12 protein-coding genes are annotated in these 13,046 nt (G+C 67.9%); 8 read left to right on the top strand and 4 right to left on the bottom strand.

What is annotated here, in order from left to right; translation table 11 throughout:
- The first annotated feature begins 71 nt into the window (after positions 1 to 71).
- The 5 genes from ACFVTM_RS14975 (at position 72) to proC (ending at position 4,755) form a co-directional block, all read left to right on the top strand.
- Positions 72 to 566: an SseB family protein gene (locus tag ACFVTM_RS14975; RefSeq protein ID WP_390204276.1), complete on the top strand. Its 495-nt coding sequence runs from the start codon at positions 72 to 74 to the stop codon at positions 564 to 566.
- A gap of 99 nt (positions 567 to 665) precedes the next feature.
- On the top strand, positions 666 to 1,670 hold the full coding sequence (locus ACFVTM_RS14970) for a Ppx/GppA phosphatase family protein (protein WP_390204275.1): 1,005 nt from the start codon (positions 666 to 668) through the stop codon (positions 1,668 to 1,670).
- Positions 1,671 to 1,770: 100 nt separating this feature from the next.
- A complete protein-coding gene (locus ACFVTM_RS14965; RefSeq protein WP_390204274.1) occupies positions 1,771 to 2,112 on the top strand; it encodes a YciI family protein in 342 nt (113 codons plus the stop codon).
- Between the two features lie 22 nt (positions 2,113 to 2,134).
- Complete coding sequence (locus tag ACFVTM_RS14960; protein ID WP_390204314.1) at positions 2,135 to 3,454, top strand: RNA polymerase sigma factor; 1,320 nt, start codon at positions 2,135 to 2,137, stop codon at positions 3,452 to 3,454.
- A 467-nt stretch (positions 3,455 to 3,921) separates the two neighbouring features.
- Positions 3,922 to 4,755: a pyrroline-5-carboxylate reductase gene (gene proC, locus ACFVTM_RS14955; protein ID WP_390204272.1), complete on the top strand. Its 834-nt coding sequence runs from the start codon at positions 3,922 to 3,924 to the stop codon at positions 4,753 to 4,755.
- Positions 4,756 to 4,757: 2 nt separating this feature from the next.
- Here the strand turns inward: proC and ACFVTM_RS14950 are convergent, their stop codons facing one another.
- Both ACFVTM_RS14950 and ACFVTM_RS14945 read right to left on the bottom strand, forming a co-directional pair.
- Positions 4,758 to 5,396 (bottom strand): TrkA family potassium uptake protein, encoded by a 639-nt coding sequence (locus ACFVTM_RS14950; protein ID WP_374208249.1) that lies wholly within the window; start codon positions 5,394 to 5,396, stop codon positions 4,758 to 4,760.
- A 40-nt stretch (positions 5,397 to 5,436) separates the two neighbouring features.
- Positions 5,437 to 6,867, bottom strand: coding sequence for a TrkH family potassium uptake protein (locus ACFVTM_RS14945; protein ID WP_390204270.1), 1,431 nt, complete (start codon positions 6,865 to 6,867; stop codon positions 5,437 to 5,439).
- Positions 6,868 to 6,985: 118 nt separating this feature from the next.
- Here ACFVTM_RS14945 and ACFVTM_RS14940 point away from each other — a divergent pair, with 118 nt between their 5' ends.
- Both ACFVTM_RS14940 and ACFVTM_RS14935 read left to right on the top strand, forming a co-directional pair.
- Entirely contained in the window at positions 6,986 to 8,209 is a 1,224-nt protein-coding gene (locus tag ACFVTM_RS14940; protein WP_390204269.1) for an acetoin utilization protein AcuC, read from the top strand.
- Positions 8,210 to 8,290: 81 nt separating this feature from the next.
- On the top strand, positions 8,291 to 8,851 hold the full coding sequence (locus ACFVTM_RS14935; protein WP_390204268.1) for an ArsR/SmtB family transcription factor: 561 nt from the start codon (positions 8,291 to 8,293) through the stop codon (positions 8,849 to 8,851).
- 79 nt (positions 8,852 to 8,930) lie between these two features.
- Here ACFVTM_RS14935 and ACFVTM_RS14930 read toward each other — a convergent pair whose 3' ends face one another.
- Entirely contained in the window at positions 8,931 to 10,280 is a 1,350-nt protein-coding gene (locus tag ACFVTM_RS14930) for an alpha-hydroxy-acid oxidizing protein (protein ID WP_390204266.1), read from the bottom strand.
- A gap of 133 nt (positions 10,281 to 10,413) precedes the next feature.
- Complete coding sequence (locus tag ACFVTM_RS14925) at positions 10,414 to 11,430, bottom strand: LacI family DNA-binding transcriptional regulator (RefSeq protein WP_390204264.1); 1,017 nt, start codon at positions 11,428 to 11,430, stop codon at positions 10,414 to 10,416.
- Between the two features lie 177 nt (positions 11,431 to 11,607).
- On the opposite strand from ACFVTM_RS14925, the gene ACFVTM_RS14920 reads away from it, so the two are divergent.
- Positions 11,608 to 13,035, top strand: a complete 1,428-nt coding sequence (locus ACFVTM_RS14920) for a Gfo/Idh/MocA family protein (RefSeq protein ID WP_390204263.1) — start codon at positions 11,608 to 11,610, stop codon at positions 13,033 to 13,035.
- Positions 13,036 to 13,046: the final 11 nt, after the last annotated feature.

Raw genomic sequence — 13,046 nt, 5'->3', positions numbered from 1 at the left:
TACCGGCGACTTCGCAGGTTTCCGGCGATTTCGCGTTTGCGGACGGGGCGGGGACGTGATCGAGTAGGAAGATGACTGAACAGCCCGCACACTTGGACAACCAGCCGCTGAACGAACTCGAAGAGCAGCTTGCCCGGGGGGAGCAGCCGGACGCCAACCCGGTGGACGTGATCCTGGCCTTCCTCAACAGTGAGGTCTACGTAGTCAGCTCGGACGCCCTGGAGGGCCCCGACTCCCAGGTGGAGCCGCTGGTCCTCGCGAACTCCTCCGGGAAGCCGGTCCTGGCCGTGTTCTCGCACCCGAGCCGCGTCACCGAGCAGTACCTCGCCGCCGCCCCGAACGTGCTGGGCACTCAGGGCGCCGCGATCATCGGCAACCTCGGCGAAGAACTCGGCATGGTGATCAACCCCGGGGCCGCATACGGCTTTGAAATCGACCCGGAGGGCGTGGCCAACATCCGCCGGGACTTCAAGCCGGCGGACGAGCCCGCTGACGCTGAACTGCCCGCAGCCCAGCCCGCGGACCCGGCCGCGGACCGACCGGCGCAGGGCAGCGCCCCGGCCTAAGCCCGCGGCCCGGCCCGATCCCTACAGCAACGGCGGTATTCTTCGCGAATACCGCCGTTGCTGTAGGCCAGCTGCTTGCGTGGGGGGAATAATGGCAACATGCGTCTAGGCGTCCTCGACATCGGGTCCAACACTGTCCATCTCCTGCTGGTCGACGCCCATCCCGGCGCCCGTCCGGTCCCCTATGCCTCGCACAAGCGGCGGCTGTCGCTCGTGCAGTACCTCGACGACGACGGCAACATCGACGACGCCGGGCAGCATGAACTCGTCGAGTTCGTCCTCGAGGCGTGGGAATTCGCGGCCAAGCACAAGGCCGACGACCTCCTCGCGTTCTGTACTTCGGCAATCCGCGAGGCCACCAACGGCGCGGATGTCCTGGCCCGCGTCAAGCATGAAACCACTGTCACCCTCCGGGAGCTCAGCGGCAGCGAAGAGGCTTCCATGACGTTCTTCGCCGTCCGTCGCTGGTACGGCTGGGGCGCCGGGCCCATCCTGAACCTGGATATCGGCGGCGGCTCCTTCGAGATGGCGCTCGGACAGGACGAGCTGCCCGAGCTGGCGATGTCCGTTCCGCTCGGCGCCAGCCGGTTGACGCGCGACTGGCTGCCCGAGGACCCGCCCTCGGCCAAGAGCATCAAGGATCTGCGACGCTACATCCGCTCCACGCTCAAACCCGCGGTGCGCAAATTCGAGAAACTGGGACCGCCCAACCTCGTGGCGGGCACATCCAAGACTTTCCGGTCCCTCGCCAGGATCGCCGGTGCCGCCCCCAGCGCCGCCGGGCCCTACGTTAGGCGGGAGCTGCTGGCCCTGGACCTGGGGCTCTGGGCGCAGCGGATCTCGGCCATGGAGATAGGGGACAGGCTCCACCTGCCCGGTGTCTCCGAGGCCCGCGCGCCGCAGGTCCTTGCCGGCGCTCTCGTCGCGGAAGCGGCCCTTGAAATGTTCAAGTTCGACAGCATGGTGACATGCCCGTGGGCCCTGCGTGAGGGACTCATCCTCCGCCGCCTGGACCAGCTGGTGTTTGAGGGACCGATAGATCCCGCGCCGCATCTGGCAGAACAACCACCGGCGCGGCTCCAGTCACCGGAAAAAATTTCCTGAGGCTGCCGGTGCCTCGGCGGTGTCGATTTGCAGGGGTCCCCATCGTGTAATTGCTGAGAGGCCGGCACACCGCCGGCTGATTCGACAAGGAGGCACCGAAATGACGCAGTACCTGCTCAGCATTTACCAGCCGGACGGCCCCGCGCCGAGCCCGGAATTCCTCGAACCGATCATGCGTGACCTGGCGGCCCTGAACCAGGAAATGCAGGACGCGGGGGCCTGGGTGTTCGCAGCGGGCCTCCACTCTGCGGAATCGGCCACGGTCCTCCGGCCCAGTGATGGTGAAATCCTCATCACCGACGGTCCGTTTACCGAGGGCAAAGAGCACTTGGGCGGATTCACGGTCATCGAGGCCGAGGATCTGGACATGGCCCTTGGCTGGGCGCGGAAGCTGGCCGGCGCCACCACACTTCCCGTTGAAGTCCGACCCTTCCAGCACTAGCCGCCGGGCCGGGGGCGCTGCTGTGGGCGGCCGGGGCGTACATGGCGCCGCGACCGAGGCCGACATTGCCCGGGTGTTCCGGCACGAATACGGCCGTGCCGTAGCCGTCCTGACCCGTACGTTCGGCAGCATCGATATTGCCGAGGACGCCGTCCAGGATGCCTTTGCTGCGGCCGTCCAGCTCTGGCCCGAGAGAGGCGTCCCGCCCAGCCCGGCCGGCTGGATCATCACCACAGCACGGCACCGGGCGATCGACCGGCTGCGGCGGGAGGCCTCACGCGAAGACAAACATGCCCAGGCGGCCCTGCTGGCGGCGGCGCGGTCCGGGAACGGACCCGCACCGGCCGCTGAGGAGCAGTTCCTGGCGGACCAGGCAGGGGTGGAGGACGTGGACGACGACGTTTTGCGGCTGATGTTCACCTGCTGCCATCCGGCCCTGGCCAGGTCCGCCCAGGTGGCGCTCACGCTGCGGCTCCTGGGGGGCCTGACGACGCCGGAGATCGCCCGGGCCTTCCTGGTTCCGGAAGCAACCATGGCGCAGCGGCTGGTCCGGGCCAAGGCAAAAATCCGGGATGCGAAGGTCCCGTACCGTGTCCCGCAGGGCGCCGAACTGCCGGAACGGCTGCAATCGGTGCTGGCGGTGGTCTACCTCATCTTCAACGAGGGCTACACCGCTGGCCCCGCCGACAGCCCGGCCCGCGCGGAGCTCTGCGCGGAAGCCGTCCGGCTCGGCAGGCTCCTGGCGTCCCTGATGCCGGACGAGCCGGAGGCGACGGGACTGCTGGCACTGATGCTGCTCATTGAGTCCCGCCGCGCGGCCCGGTTCGCCCCCGACGGCGGACTCGTGCTGCTGTCGGTACAGGACCGGGCGCGCTGGGACGGCGCCCTGGCCACCGAAGGCCAGGAGTTGGTGCGACGGTGCCTGCGACGGAACCGTCCGGGGCCATATCAGCTCCAGGCGGCGATCAACGCCGTCCACAGCGACGCCGCGGCCGCGGGGGACACCGACTGGGCGCAGATCCTGCAGCTGTACGACCAGCTCCTGGCAGTCGCGCCCGGACCGGTCGTGGCGCTCAACCGCGCCGTCGCCCTTGCCGAACTGCACGGGCCAGCCGCCGCGTTGGACGCGGTAGAGGGCCTGGGACTGGACAACTATTACCTCTTCCATGCCGTCCGCGCCGATTTCCTGGTGCGCCTGGAGCGCTTTCCGGAAGCAGCCGAGGGCTACAGACGGGCCCTGGCGCTGGCCGGCAGCGCCGCGGAATGCCGGTTCCTGGAAGGCAAGCTCCGGGGCGCAGCGTCCGGCGGGGCCGGAGACGGCGAACCCAACAACCCGGGTTAAACGAGTAGCGCCGGGCGATCGGAGCAGGACTTGGGGGAACTCTGCTGCAAATCGCCCGGCGCACCGCCGGCTCCTGGGGAACCGGCTATCATCACTCGCACCTGTTGAGGCACTTTCCAAGGTAGTGGCCGATCATGGGCGTCCAGCGAGTATTACCTGTGCGTTGGCTGGCAATCCGACGGATGTCACCGGCGTCGGTCGGCGCCGCGACGGGCCACACCCGACTGGCCGCATGGGACGGGCCACGTGGGGCTGGGCGCTTAAGCGGCAAAGGCACCGGAGGTCCGCCGCGGGAAAAATGGGAAAAATCCGCTGCAGACCACCGGTGCCGCACAGGCATCCGCATGCCTGCTGCATCACTCGCACCCTCAATGAGGTACCTACTACGCTAGGGTCCAAAGTTGTGCAATGACTGCGCTGAAGGTGTGAGCTGGCTGGGAATCACGTCGGACTGCAATGATGGGGGCATGAGCAACCGAATCGCATTCCTGGGCTGTGGGTCAATGAACGAGGCAATTCTGGGCGGGTTGATCGACGGCGGCGTCGACCCGGCAGATATCGTCGCTACCGTCCGCCGGGCCGAGCGCGCGGCCGAACTGGCCCAGCGGCACCACGGGATCACGGCCATCGCGGGCGAAGAAGAGCCCGACAACAACAAACAGGCGGCCACCGGCTCCGGCGTCGTGATCCTCGGCGTCAAGCCCGTCGGCATCGCTGACCTGGCCCGGGAAATCAGTGGCTCCCTGTCACCGGACACGATCGTCATCAGCGTCGCCGCAGCCGTATCCCTGGAGCAGCTGGAGGCGGCGCTGCCGGCCGGCCAGCCCGTCATCCGCACCATGCCGAACACGCCGGCGAAGCTGGGCCGCGGCGTCGTCTCCGTCTCGCCCGGATCCCATTGCTCCGCGGGGCAGCTCCAGCATGCCAAGGACATCCTGGCGGCTGCCGGCACCGTGGTGGAGATCCCCGAAGACCAGGTGGACGCACTCTCGGCGATCAGCGGCTCGGGTCCCGCCTACGCTTTCTACCTGGCGGAGGCCATGGCGGAGGCAGGTGCCAAACTGGGCCTGGACCCGGAGCTGTCGCTCCTGCTGGCCCGCGAGACGGTCGCCGGGGCGGGCTTCATGCTGGCCGAGCCCGGTGCGGACCCTGCCGCGCTGCGCAAGGCGGTCACGAGCCCGAACGGCACCACGGAACGGGCCATCGCCACCTTCGACGAGCGGGGACTTCCGGCGATCATCGCCGACGGCGCCCGCGCCGCTGCTGAGCGCGCGGCAGAAATCACCCGGCAGCTCGCCTGAGCCTAGGGGCGCGCCGCGAACCGCTCGAGCAGGTCCACGTGGCCCGAAACAATGAGCATGTCCCGTGAGGAAACCTTGGTTTCCGGCCGCGCGTAGGTGAAGTCCTCACCCGGGGACTTCACGCCCACAATCGTCACCCCGTACTTGGACCGCACCTTGGACTCATCGAGGGTGAAGCCCACGGTCTCGCGCGGCGGGTACATCTTCACGATCGCGAAGTCGTCGTCGAACTCGATGAAGTCCAGCATGCGCCCGGAGACCAAGTGCGCGGCGCGGACACCGGCGTCGGCCTCCGGGTAGATGACATGGTTGGCGCCGATCCGGGTCAGGATCTTGCCGTGCGAGGGCGTGATCGCCTTGACCCAGAGGTGTTCGATCCCGAGGTCCACGAGGTTCACCGTGATCAGGACCGAGGACTCGATCGAGGTGCCCACGCCCACCACCGCGGAACTGAATTCCTGGGCGCCGAGCTGGCGAAGGGCATCGATGTTGGTGGCGTCGGCTTCCACGACGTGCGTCAGGACGCTGGCCCACTTCTGGACGAGGGCGCGGTCGCGTTCAATGGCCAGGACCTCCCGGCCCTGCTTGACGAGCTGCTCTGCGGTGGATGCGCCAAAACGGCCCAGCCCGATCACCAGCACGGGGGCATTGTGGGCGGGGCGGTTTACGGCGCCTGAGGAACTAGCCAATGATCGGTCTCTCTTCCGGGTAGTGGTACAGCTGGCTGCGCTGGCGCAGGGCCAGGCCGGCGGCAAGGGTGACCGTCCCGACGCGCCCGGCAAACATGAGCAAAGCGAGGACGTAAACCCCCGACGGCGGCAACTCTGCGCTGAGGTTGGTGCTTAGGCCTACCGTGGCGAAGGCGGAAATCGTTTCAAACAGGACCCGGTCCAGGGAGGCGTGGCTGATGTGCAGGAGCAGGAGGGCCGAGACCGAGACCAGGGTGGCGCCGGCGACGATCACCGAAATGGCCACGCGCATGGTGCCCTCGGGGATGGTGCGGCCGTAGATCTTCACGTCGGCGTCACCGCGGGCTTCGGCGGTGATCGCCAGGAACATCACGGCGATGGTGGTCACCTTGATGCCGCCGGCCGTGGAGGCCGAGCCGCCGCCAGCGAACATGAGGGCATCGGAGAGCAGCATGGTGGTGGATTCCATCTGGTTCTGATCGACAAGGTTGAAGCCGCCCGAACGCAGCATGACGGACGCAAACAGGGCATGCGTGACCTTGTCGCCGAGGTCCATGTCGCCGATGGTGCGCAGGTTGTCCCACTCCAGGAAGCCCCAGAGCAGCGTCCCGGCGGCGAGGAGGATGAAGGAAACCTGGATGGTCAGTTTGGTGTGCAGGTTCCATTTCTTCCACCGCAGTCCGTTTTGCTGCAGCACCATGACCACGGGGAAGCCCAGACTGCCCAGGAACACCCCGAGCATGAGCGGGACGAGGATCCAGAGATCTGTTTCGTACGGCACGATTCCGTCGGAATGCGGGGTGAAACCGGCGTTGTTGAACGCCGAAATGGAGTAGAAGACGCCGTGCCAGACGGACTGCCAGAAGTCCTCTCCGAGGATCAGGAACCGGGGGATGAGCGTCAGCGCCAGGGCAGCCTCGATCACCACGGACGTCACGATCACGATCCGCAGCAGCGTACCGACTTCGCCGAGCCGGCCGGCATTCATGGCTTCCTGGGCGATCAGCTTGCCGCGGACACCGAGTCTCTTGCTGACCATGAGCGCCAGCAGCGACGCGAGGGTCAAGGTGCCCAAGCCGCCCACGAAAATGCCGACCAGAATTACGAGCTGGCCGAAGAAGGACCAGTGCACCGCCGTCGAGACCACGGTCAGGCCCGTGACGCAGACAGCGGACGCCGCGGTGAAGAACGCCTGATGCAGTGGTGTGACCTCTCCCGTCGCGGACGCTAAGGGCAGGGAGAGTAAAGCGGTGAAGACCAGGATCACGACGCCGAACGCCGTAAGCGCCAGGCGGGCCGGCGAGCTGTTTGCGATGCTGTCGATGAAGTCGCGCAGGCGTGTGAAGATCCACAGGCCTTCCCGCTCCGGCATGCCTGGCTGCCAGCTGGCCGGGCTCGTAGACCTCGACTGGCTTTGCGTCATGTTTTTCCTCGGTTGAAACTTCTTCCCCAAGTAGTAAACCACTAAACGCCGGGTAATGGCCGGGTGAGCACGCGTGCACGCGCGGGAAGCCGGGGACCGCTCGGGTAGCCTGTGATTGATGACATTCCTGCCCGGACTCGCTCAGACCGCGCTGCCGACGACGGTAGTGTGGGCTTCTGCCATGACCGCCTACAACTTTGGCCACTCCCACCCGATGGCGCCGGAGCGCATGGAGCTCACCGCGAAGCTGGCGGGCAGCCTGGGGTTGCTGGATCTTGACCACGTCACGGTCGCGGCTCCGCATGTCGCCGCCGACGCGGAACTGTGCACGGTCCACAGCCCGGAGTTTGTGGCCGCCGTGCGGAATGTCAGCGAAAATCCGGACATTCCCGACCACGCCAGGGGCCTGGGCACCGAGGATGACCCCGCCTTTGCCGGCATGCACGAAGCCAGCGCCCGGCTGGCCGGCGGGTCGCTGCTGGCGGCCGCTGCCGTGCTGGACGGCAGCGCGGTGCGGGCTGTGAACTTCGGCGGCGGGATGCACCACGCCTCCCGGGACCGGGCCAGCGGTTTTTGCATATATAACGACGCCGCCCTCGCGGTGCAGCGGCTGCTCGACGGCGGTGTCCGGCGCGTGGCCTACGTCGACATCGACGCGCACCACGGCGACGGCACCCAAAGCATCTTCTGGGACGACCCACGCGTGCTGACTATTTCGCTGCACGAGTCCGGGCTGACCCTCTTCCCGGGCACCGGGTTCGCCAACGAGATCGGCGGCCCGAACGCGCAGGGCAGCGCCGTGAACGTTGCCCTCCCGGCCGGCACCGCCGATGCCGGCTGGCTGCGGGCCTTCCACGCCGTCGTGCCCCAGCTCATTGGCGCGTTCGAACCGGAAGTCATCGTCAGTCAGCACGGCTGCGACTCGCACCGGCTTGACCCGCTCACCCACCTGAACATCAGCGTGGACGGCCAGCGCGAGGCCGCGACGGCCATCGGCAACCTCGCCGCGCGCTACTGCGAGAACCGGTGGATTTCCACCGGGGGAGGCGGCTACAACGTGGTCAGCGTGGTGCCGCGGTCCTGGAGCCACCTCATCGCCATCGCCGCCGGCCGCCCCGTACCGTTGCGCACCCCGGTTCCGGAGGACTGGCGGAGCTACGTCAAAGACAAATACGGGGACAGGTTCGGTGTGGAGCCCCCTGAGGCGATGGGTGACGACGTCGACCTCTGGTGGCGGTCCTGGGAAGTGGGTTTCGACCCCAACGACGAGGTGGACCGCACCATCATGGCCACCCGCAAGGAAGTCTTTCCCCTGCACGGGCTGGACCCCTGGTTCGACTAATTCCGAGCCGGGATTGCAACCCTTTTTCGGGGCATTAATTGGTGGATGCCATCCGGCGTATATGTCGCTAGTGTGGAGGGCATGGTGACAGACGACGTATTTGCCGTCATTGCTGAGGCAACCAGGCGCGACATTCTGATAGCCCTCCGCAAGGGGGACAAAGCGGTGGGGGAACTGGTCCAGGAGCTTGAAGCAAGCCAGCCCACCATTTCCAAGCATCTCAAAGTCCTGCGGGAAGCGGACCTGGTGAGCATGCGCGCCCAGGGCCAGAAGCGCTACTACACACTCAACCCCAAGCCCCTCGCCGGGATCGCCACCTGGCTGCAGGCGTTCGACGTCGGCCCCGCGGCGACAGCCGACGCGGCCGCAGCCCGCCAGGCTGAGTCCAGCCCCGTCGCCGCCCCGGATGGGCTGGCCGCGGCGGCCAGCCCCCAACCCGTCGCCGCGCTGCCCGCCGCACAGCCTGCCGCCGCGCTGGCGGGCCGCCCCGCAGGCAGCCCCCTGAGTCCCGCCGTCGTCATTCCGGTGGGAACTGCAGGCGAGGACAAGATGCCCCAGCAGATCGGGCGGACCGTGGGCCGCGCCGCCACCAAGGCCGCCGACCTCCTGGCCAACCTGCCCAAGTTCGGCCGCAAAAAGTAGTCCAACGAGCGAGCGGCAGCAGCCGTTCTGCGCGCCGAAAACGGCCTCTGCCGCAAAGGCAGTAGGACGGCCGGGTTGGTTACTTGGTGAGCAGCCGCACGTGCTCCGGAGTGAGGTCCGCGGTGCGGCTGACGCCGAGCAGAGCCATGGTGCGTTGCATGTCCTTCTCCAGGATTTGGAGGGCGCGGTCCACGCCGGCCCGTCCGCCGGCCATGAGCCCGTAGAGGTAGGCGCGGCCGATCAGGGTGAAGTCGGCGCCGAGTGCGAGGGCGGCGATGATGTCGGCGCCGCTCATGATGCCGGTGTCCAGGATGATGGCGGCGTCGCTGCGGTCTGCCTTCAGCGCGGCGGAGACTTCGGGGAGCAGGTGGAAGGGGATGGGTGCGCGGTCCAGCTGGCGGCCGCCGTGGTTGGAGAGCACGATGCCGTCCGCGCCGTGGTCCACCACCCTGCGGGCGTCCTCGACCGTCTGGATGCCCTTGACCACGAGCTTGCCCTTCCAGGTCTCGCGCAGCCAGTCGAGGTCGGCGTAGGTCAGGGTGGGGTCGAACATGGAGTTGATGAGGTCCGCGACGGTGCCGGTGTATCGGGACAGGGAGGCGAAAGTCAGCGGCTCGTGCGTGAGGAAGTTGAACCACCACGCGGGCCGGTAGGACGCGTCCAGGACGGTTTTGAGTGTCAGGGCGGGCGGGATGGTCATGCCGTTGCGGACGTCGCGGAGCCTGGCGCCGGCGACGGCGGTGTCCACGGTGACCATGAGGGTGTCGTTGCCGGCCGAGGCGGCGCGCTGGATCAGTTCCAGGGAACGGTCCCGGTCTGTCCACAGGTACAGCTGGAACCAGTTGCGGCCCGCGGGTGCGGCGGCGGCCACGTCCTCGAGGGATGCGGTGCCCATGGTGGAAAGGGTGTAGGGGATCCCAGCTGCCTCGGCGGCCTGGGAGCCGGCGTATTCGCCCTCGGACTGCATCATCCGGGTGAAGCCGGTGGGCGCGATCCCCACCGGCAGGCGGGAGGGCCCGCCCAGGATGTGGGTACTGAGGTCAATGCTGGAGACGTCGCGCAGGACCCCGGGCCGGAACTCGATGTCCAGGAAGGCCTGGCGGGCGCGGCGGAGGCTGATCTCGGCCTCGGCGGCGCCGTCGGTATAGTCGAACGGGGCCTGCGGCGTGCGGCGCTTGGCCATGTCGCGGAGGTCCCAGATGGTGCTCGCCCGGCGCAGCCTGGCGGCCCGGCTGAACTCCGGCTTCTTGAACTGCATCAGCGGCGCAAGGTCCGAGTATTTGGGCACGCGGCGCCTCAGCGCGGCAGGGACCCCGCCGGCGGCCGCCGCGGCTGTGCCTCGCCCGGATGCGGCGGCCCCGGGGCCCGGCGCGGTTGCCTCGGGAGTGGTCGGAGCCTCGGGATTGCCGGGCGGGACGGTCTGCGTCATTTGCTGCCTCCGGTTCTGCAGGATCTTCAGCGTGTGCTCCAGAACACTCTAGCGGGGATGTTTTGGCCCCCGGCAACGCCTGGCCCCAGCTCCCGCCGGGAAGCTCATCGACGTCCTCGTCACGCCCGGCGCGCTAGGGCTTCGCCGGCCCTGTGCTGCCGCGGACTTCCAGCCGGGGCAAGAATATCGTGGGCCCCTCGGCGTCGGGCGACAGGTTCCGGATCAGGTCCCGCATCCGGTGCCATGCCTGCTGGCCGAGCTCGTTGATGGGAACCGCGGCGGTGCTGAGCGGGGGCGTGGTGTAGCGCGCAAAGGGGATGTCATCGAAGCCGGTCACGGAAATGTCCTCGGGGACCCGGACGCCGCGCTCGTGGAGCCCGCTCAGCAGGCCCATGGCCACGAGGTCGTTGAAGGCCATGATGCCGGTGGCCCCGCTGGCCAGGACGGCATCCACGCACTGGTGGCCCGCCTCGAAGTTGGAGCCGGCGTCGAGCATCCGGAGGTCGATGTCCGGGTGGGCGGCCTTGAACTTTTCCAGCCCCTGCAGGCGCAGCTCGTTCGAGGCGCTCCGCGCGGGTCCGGCCAGGAACGCCAGCCGCGTGTGGCCCAGCCCCACCAGGAGCTCTGCCAGTTCCTGGATGCCCTGGCCGTAGTCCACCATGAGGCTGGGCGCGTTGGTGTCCATGGTGCTGCGGTTGATCAACACCATGGGATGCAGTGACGGCGCAAGCTCTTCCAGCTCGGCGTCGCCCATGCGCGGGGCACACAGCACCAGGCCGTCACAGCGGCGCCGTGCCTCGCCGGCCAGGATGGCCTCCTCGCTGGAGACTTCCGAGGAATCGGCAATCAGCACCCGGTAGCCATCCTGCGCCGCGGCCATGCTGAGTCCGCGGAGGATGGCCTGGAAGGTGGGGTTGGACAAGTCCGGCACCACAATGCCGATGGTGTCCGTCTTGCCCAGCGCCAGGCTGCGGCCAACAGGGTTCGGCTGGTAGTTCAGCTCGGTGGCAGCGGCCCGCACGCGCTCGGCGATGGCAGGGTCCACGGTGAAGTTGCCGTTCATGACGCGCGACACCGTGGCATGCGAAACGCCGGCCTTGAGTGCGACGTCGGCGATGCCGATTCGCCGTGTGGTGGCTCTCCTGCCCATGCTGCCCCTTTCCGGGCTGTCTCCGGCATCCGCCCGCCAGGGCGATGGTTGACGTGACCGCCAGAGTCTTGATAGAAAGCTTATAACGTCCTGAGAAAACGCTTTCTCACAATTATTCCCGCGCCGCTCCGGGCCGTCAAGCGGCCAGCACGATGCCTTCCGAAAGGGACTCACCGCATGGGCAACACAGCCAAACTCGCCAACCCTGGCGGCTATGTCGACGCCGACGCAGCCGCTTCCCCCGCCACGGTCCGCAGGGCGCGGATCGCCCTGATCGGCACGGGAGGACGTTCCGAGATGTACATCCGGGCCATCTACGGCAGGCATGCCGACACAGCCGAGCTGGTGGGCCTGTCGGACGTCAACCCGGGCCGGGTGGAGTTCTACCAGAGGCTCATCAGCGAGCTCGGCGGGGCGGAGCCGGTGGAGTCGTTCGAACCGGGGCAGCTGACGGCGTTCATCAGGGACAACGGGATCGAGCGCGTGGTGGTCACGACACCCGACTACACGCACGCGGACTACATTGTGGAAGCGCTCGAGGCGGGTGCCGACGTCGTGGTGGAGAAGCCGCTGACCATCAACGCCGAAGGGTGCCGGCGGATCACCGATGCCGTGGCCCGGACCGGCCGCAACGTGGTGGTCACATTCAACTACCGATACTCGCCGCGCAACAGCGCCCTCAAGGAGATCATCCAGAGCGGGGTGATCGGCAAGGTCACGTCCGTCGATTTCAGCTGGGTCCTCGACACAGTGCACGGCGCAGACTATTTCCGCCGCTGGCACCGGGAAAAGGAGAACTCCGGCGGCCTGCTGATCCACAAGTCCTCCCACCATTTCGACCTCGTCAACTGGTGGATCGACGACGTCCCGGAGCGGGTTTTCGCCTCAGGCGGACTGAAGTTCTACGGGGACAGGAACGCCGCGGAACGTGGCCTCGGTGCACGGCCCGAGCGCGGAACTCCTGACGCCGGTGCAGGCGCGGCGGCCAAGGATCCGTTCGTCCTGGACCTGCGCGAGGACGAACGCCTGCGCGCGCTGTACTACGACAACGAGCACTTTGACGGCTACCGCCGCGACCAGGATGTCTTCACGTCCGGCATCACCATCGAGGACAACCTGGCACTGGTGGTGGACTACCAGGGCGGCCCCGTCCTCAGCTACTCGCTCAACGCGCACAGCCCGTGGGAGGGCTACCGCGTGGCCGTGAACGGAACCGAAGGACGGGCCGAGCTGGAAGTGGTGGAGCGCGCCGCGGTCCAGCACAGCACCGACAGGAAGACAGTGGTGGATCCAAGCGCCACGCCCGTGGAGGAGGATGACCAGGTCCGGCGCAACGGCGAACGGCTGGTAGTCCAGCGGCACTGGGAACCCGCATACGAGGTGCCGATCGTCAACGGCGAAGGCGGCCACGGTGGCGGCGACGAGCTCCTCCTGTCCGATCTTTTCAACGGCCCGGGAGAGGATCCCCTGGGGCGGCCGTCGGGTTACCTGGACGGCCTGCGCTCCGTCTCCGTCGGCATCGCCGGCAACGCATCCCTGGAATCCGGACTGCCGGTCCGCACGGCGGACCTGGGGCTCGGCGTCGACCTTCGCCGCGGCAACTGACCCCGCGCACC

The organism is Arthrobacter sp. NPDC058130 (assembly GCF_042884475.1).
GTDB lineage: Bacteria > Actinomycetota > Actinomycetes > Actinomycetales > Micrococcaceae > Arthrobacter.
This window is presented reverse-complemented; position numbering and strand designations above follow the sequence as displayed.

Bases quoted from the DNA above. Each gene is read 5' to 3' on its own strand.
- ACFVTM_RS14965 (WP_390204274.1), top strand. From the start codon at position 1,771: ATGACGCAGTACCTGCTCAGCATTTACCAGCCGGACGGCCCCGCGCCG.
- ACFVTM_RS14935 (WP_390204268.1), top strand. From the start codon at position 8,291: ATGGTGACAGACGACGTATTTGCCGTCATTGCTGAGGCAACCAGGCGC.
- ACFVTM_RS14940 (WP_390204269.1), top strand. From the start codon at position 6,986: ATGACATTCCTGCCCGGACTCGCTCAGACCGCGCTGCCGACGACGGTA.
- ACFVTM_RS14930 (WP_390204266.1), bottom strand. From the start codon at position 10,280: ATGACGCAGACCGTCCCGCCCGGCAATCCCGAGGCTCCGACCACTCCC.
- ACFVTM_RS14920 (WP_390204263.1), top strand. From the start codon at position 11,608: ATGGGCAACACAGCCAAACTCGCCAACCCTGGCGGCTATGTCGACGCC.
- ACFVTM_RS14945 (WP_390204270.1), bottom strand. From the start codon at position 6,867: ATGACGCAAAGCCAGTCGAGGTCTACGAGCCCGGCCAGCTGGCAGCCA.
- ACFVTM_RS14975 (WP_390204276.1), top strand. From the start codon at position 72: ATGACTGAACAGCCCGCACACTTGGACAACCAGCCGCTGAACGAACTC.
- ACFVTM_RS14925 (WP_390204264.1), bottom strand. From the start codon at position 11,430: ATGGGCAGGAGAGCCACCACACGGCGAATCGGCATCGCCGACGTCGCA.
- ACFVTM_RS14970 (WP_390204275.1), top strand. From the start codon at position 666: ATGCGTCTAGGCGTCCTCGACATCGGGTCCAACACTGTCCATCTCCTG.
- proC (WP_390204272.1), top strand. From the start codon at position 3,922: ATGAGCAACCGAATCGCATTCCTGGGCTGTGGGTCAATGAACGAGGCA.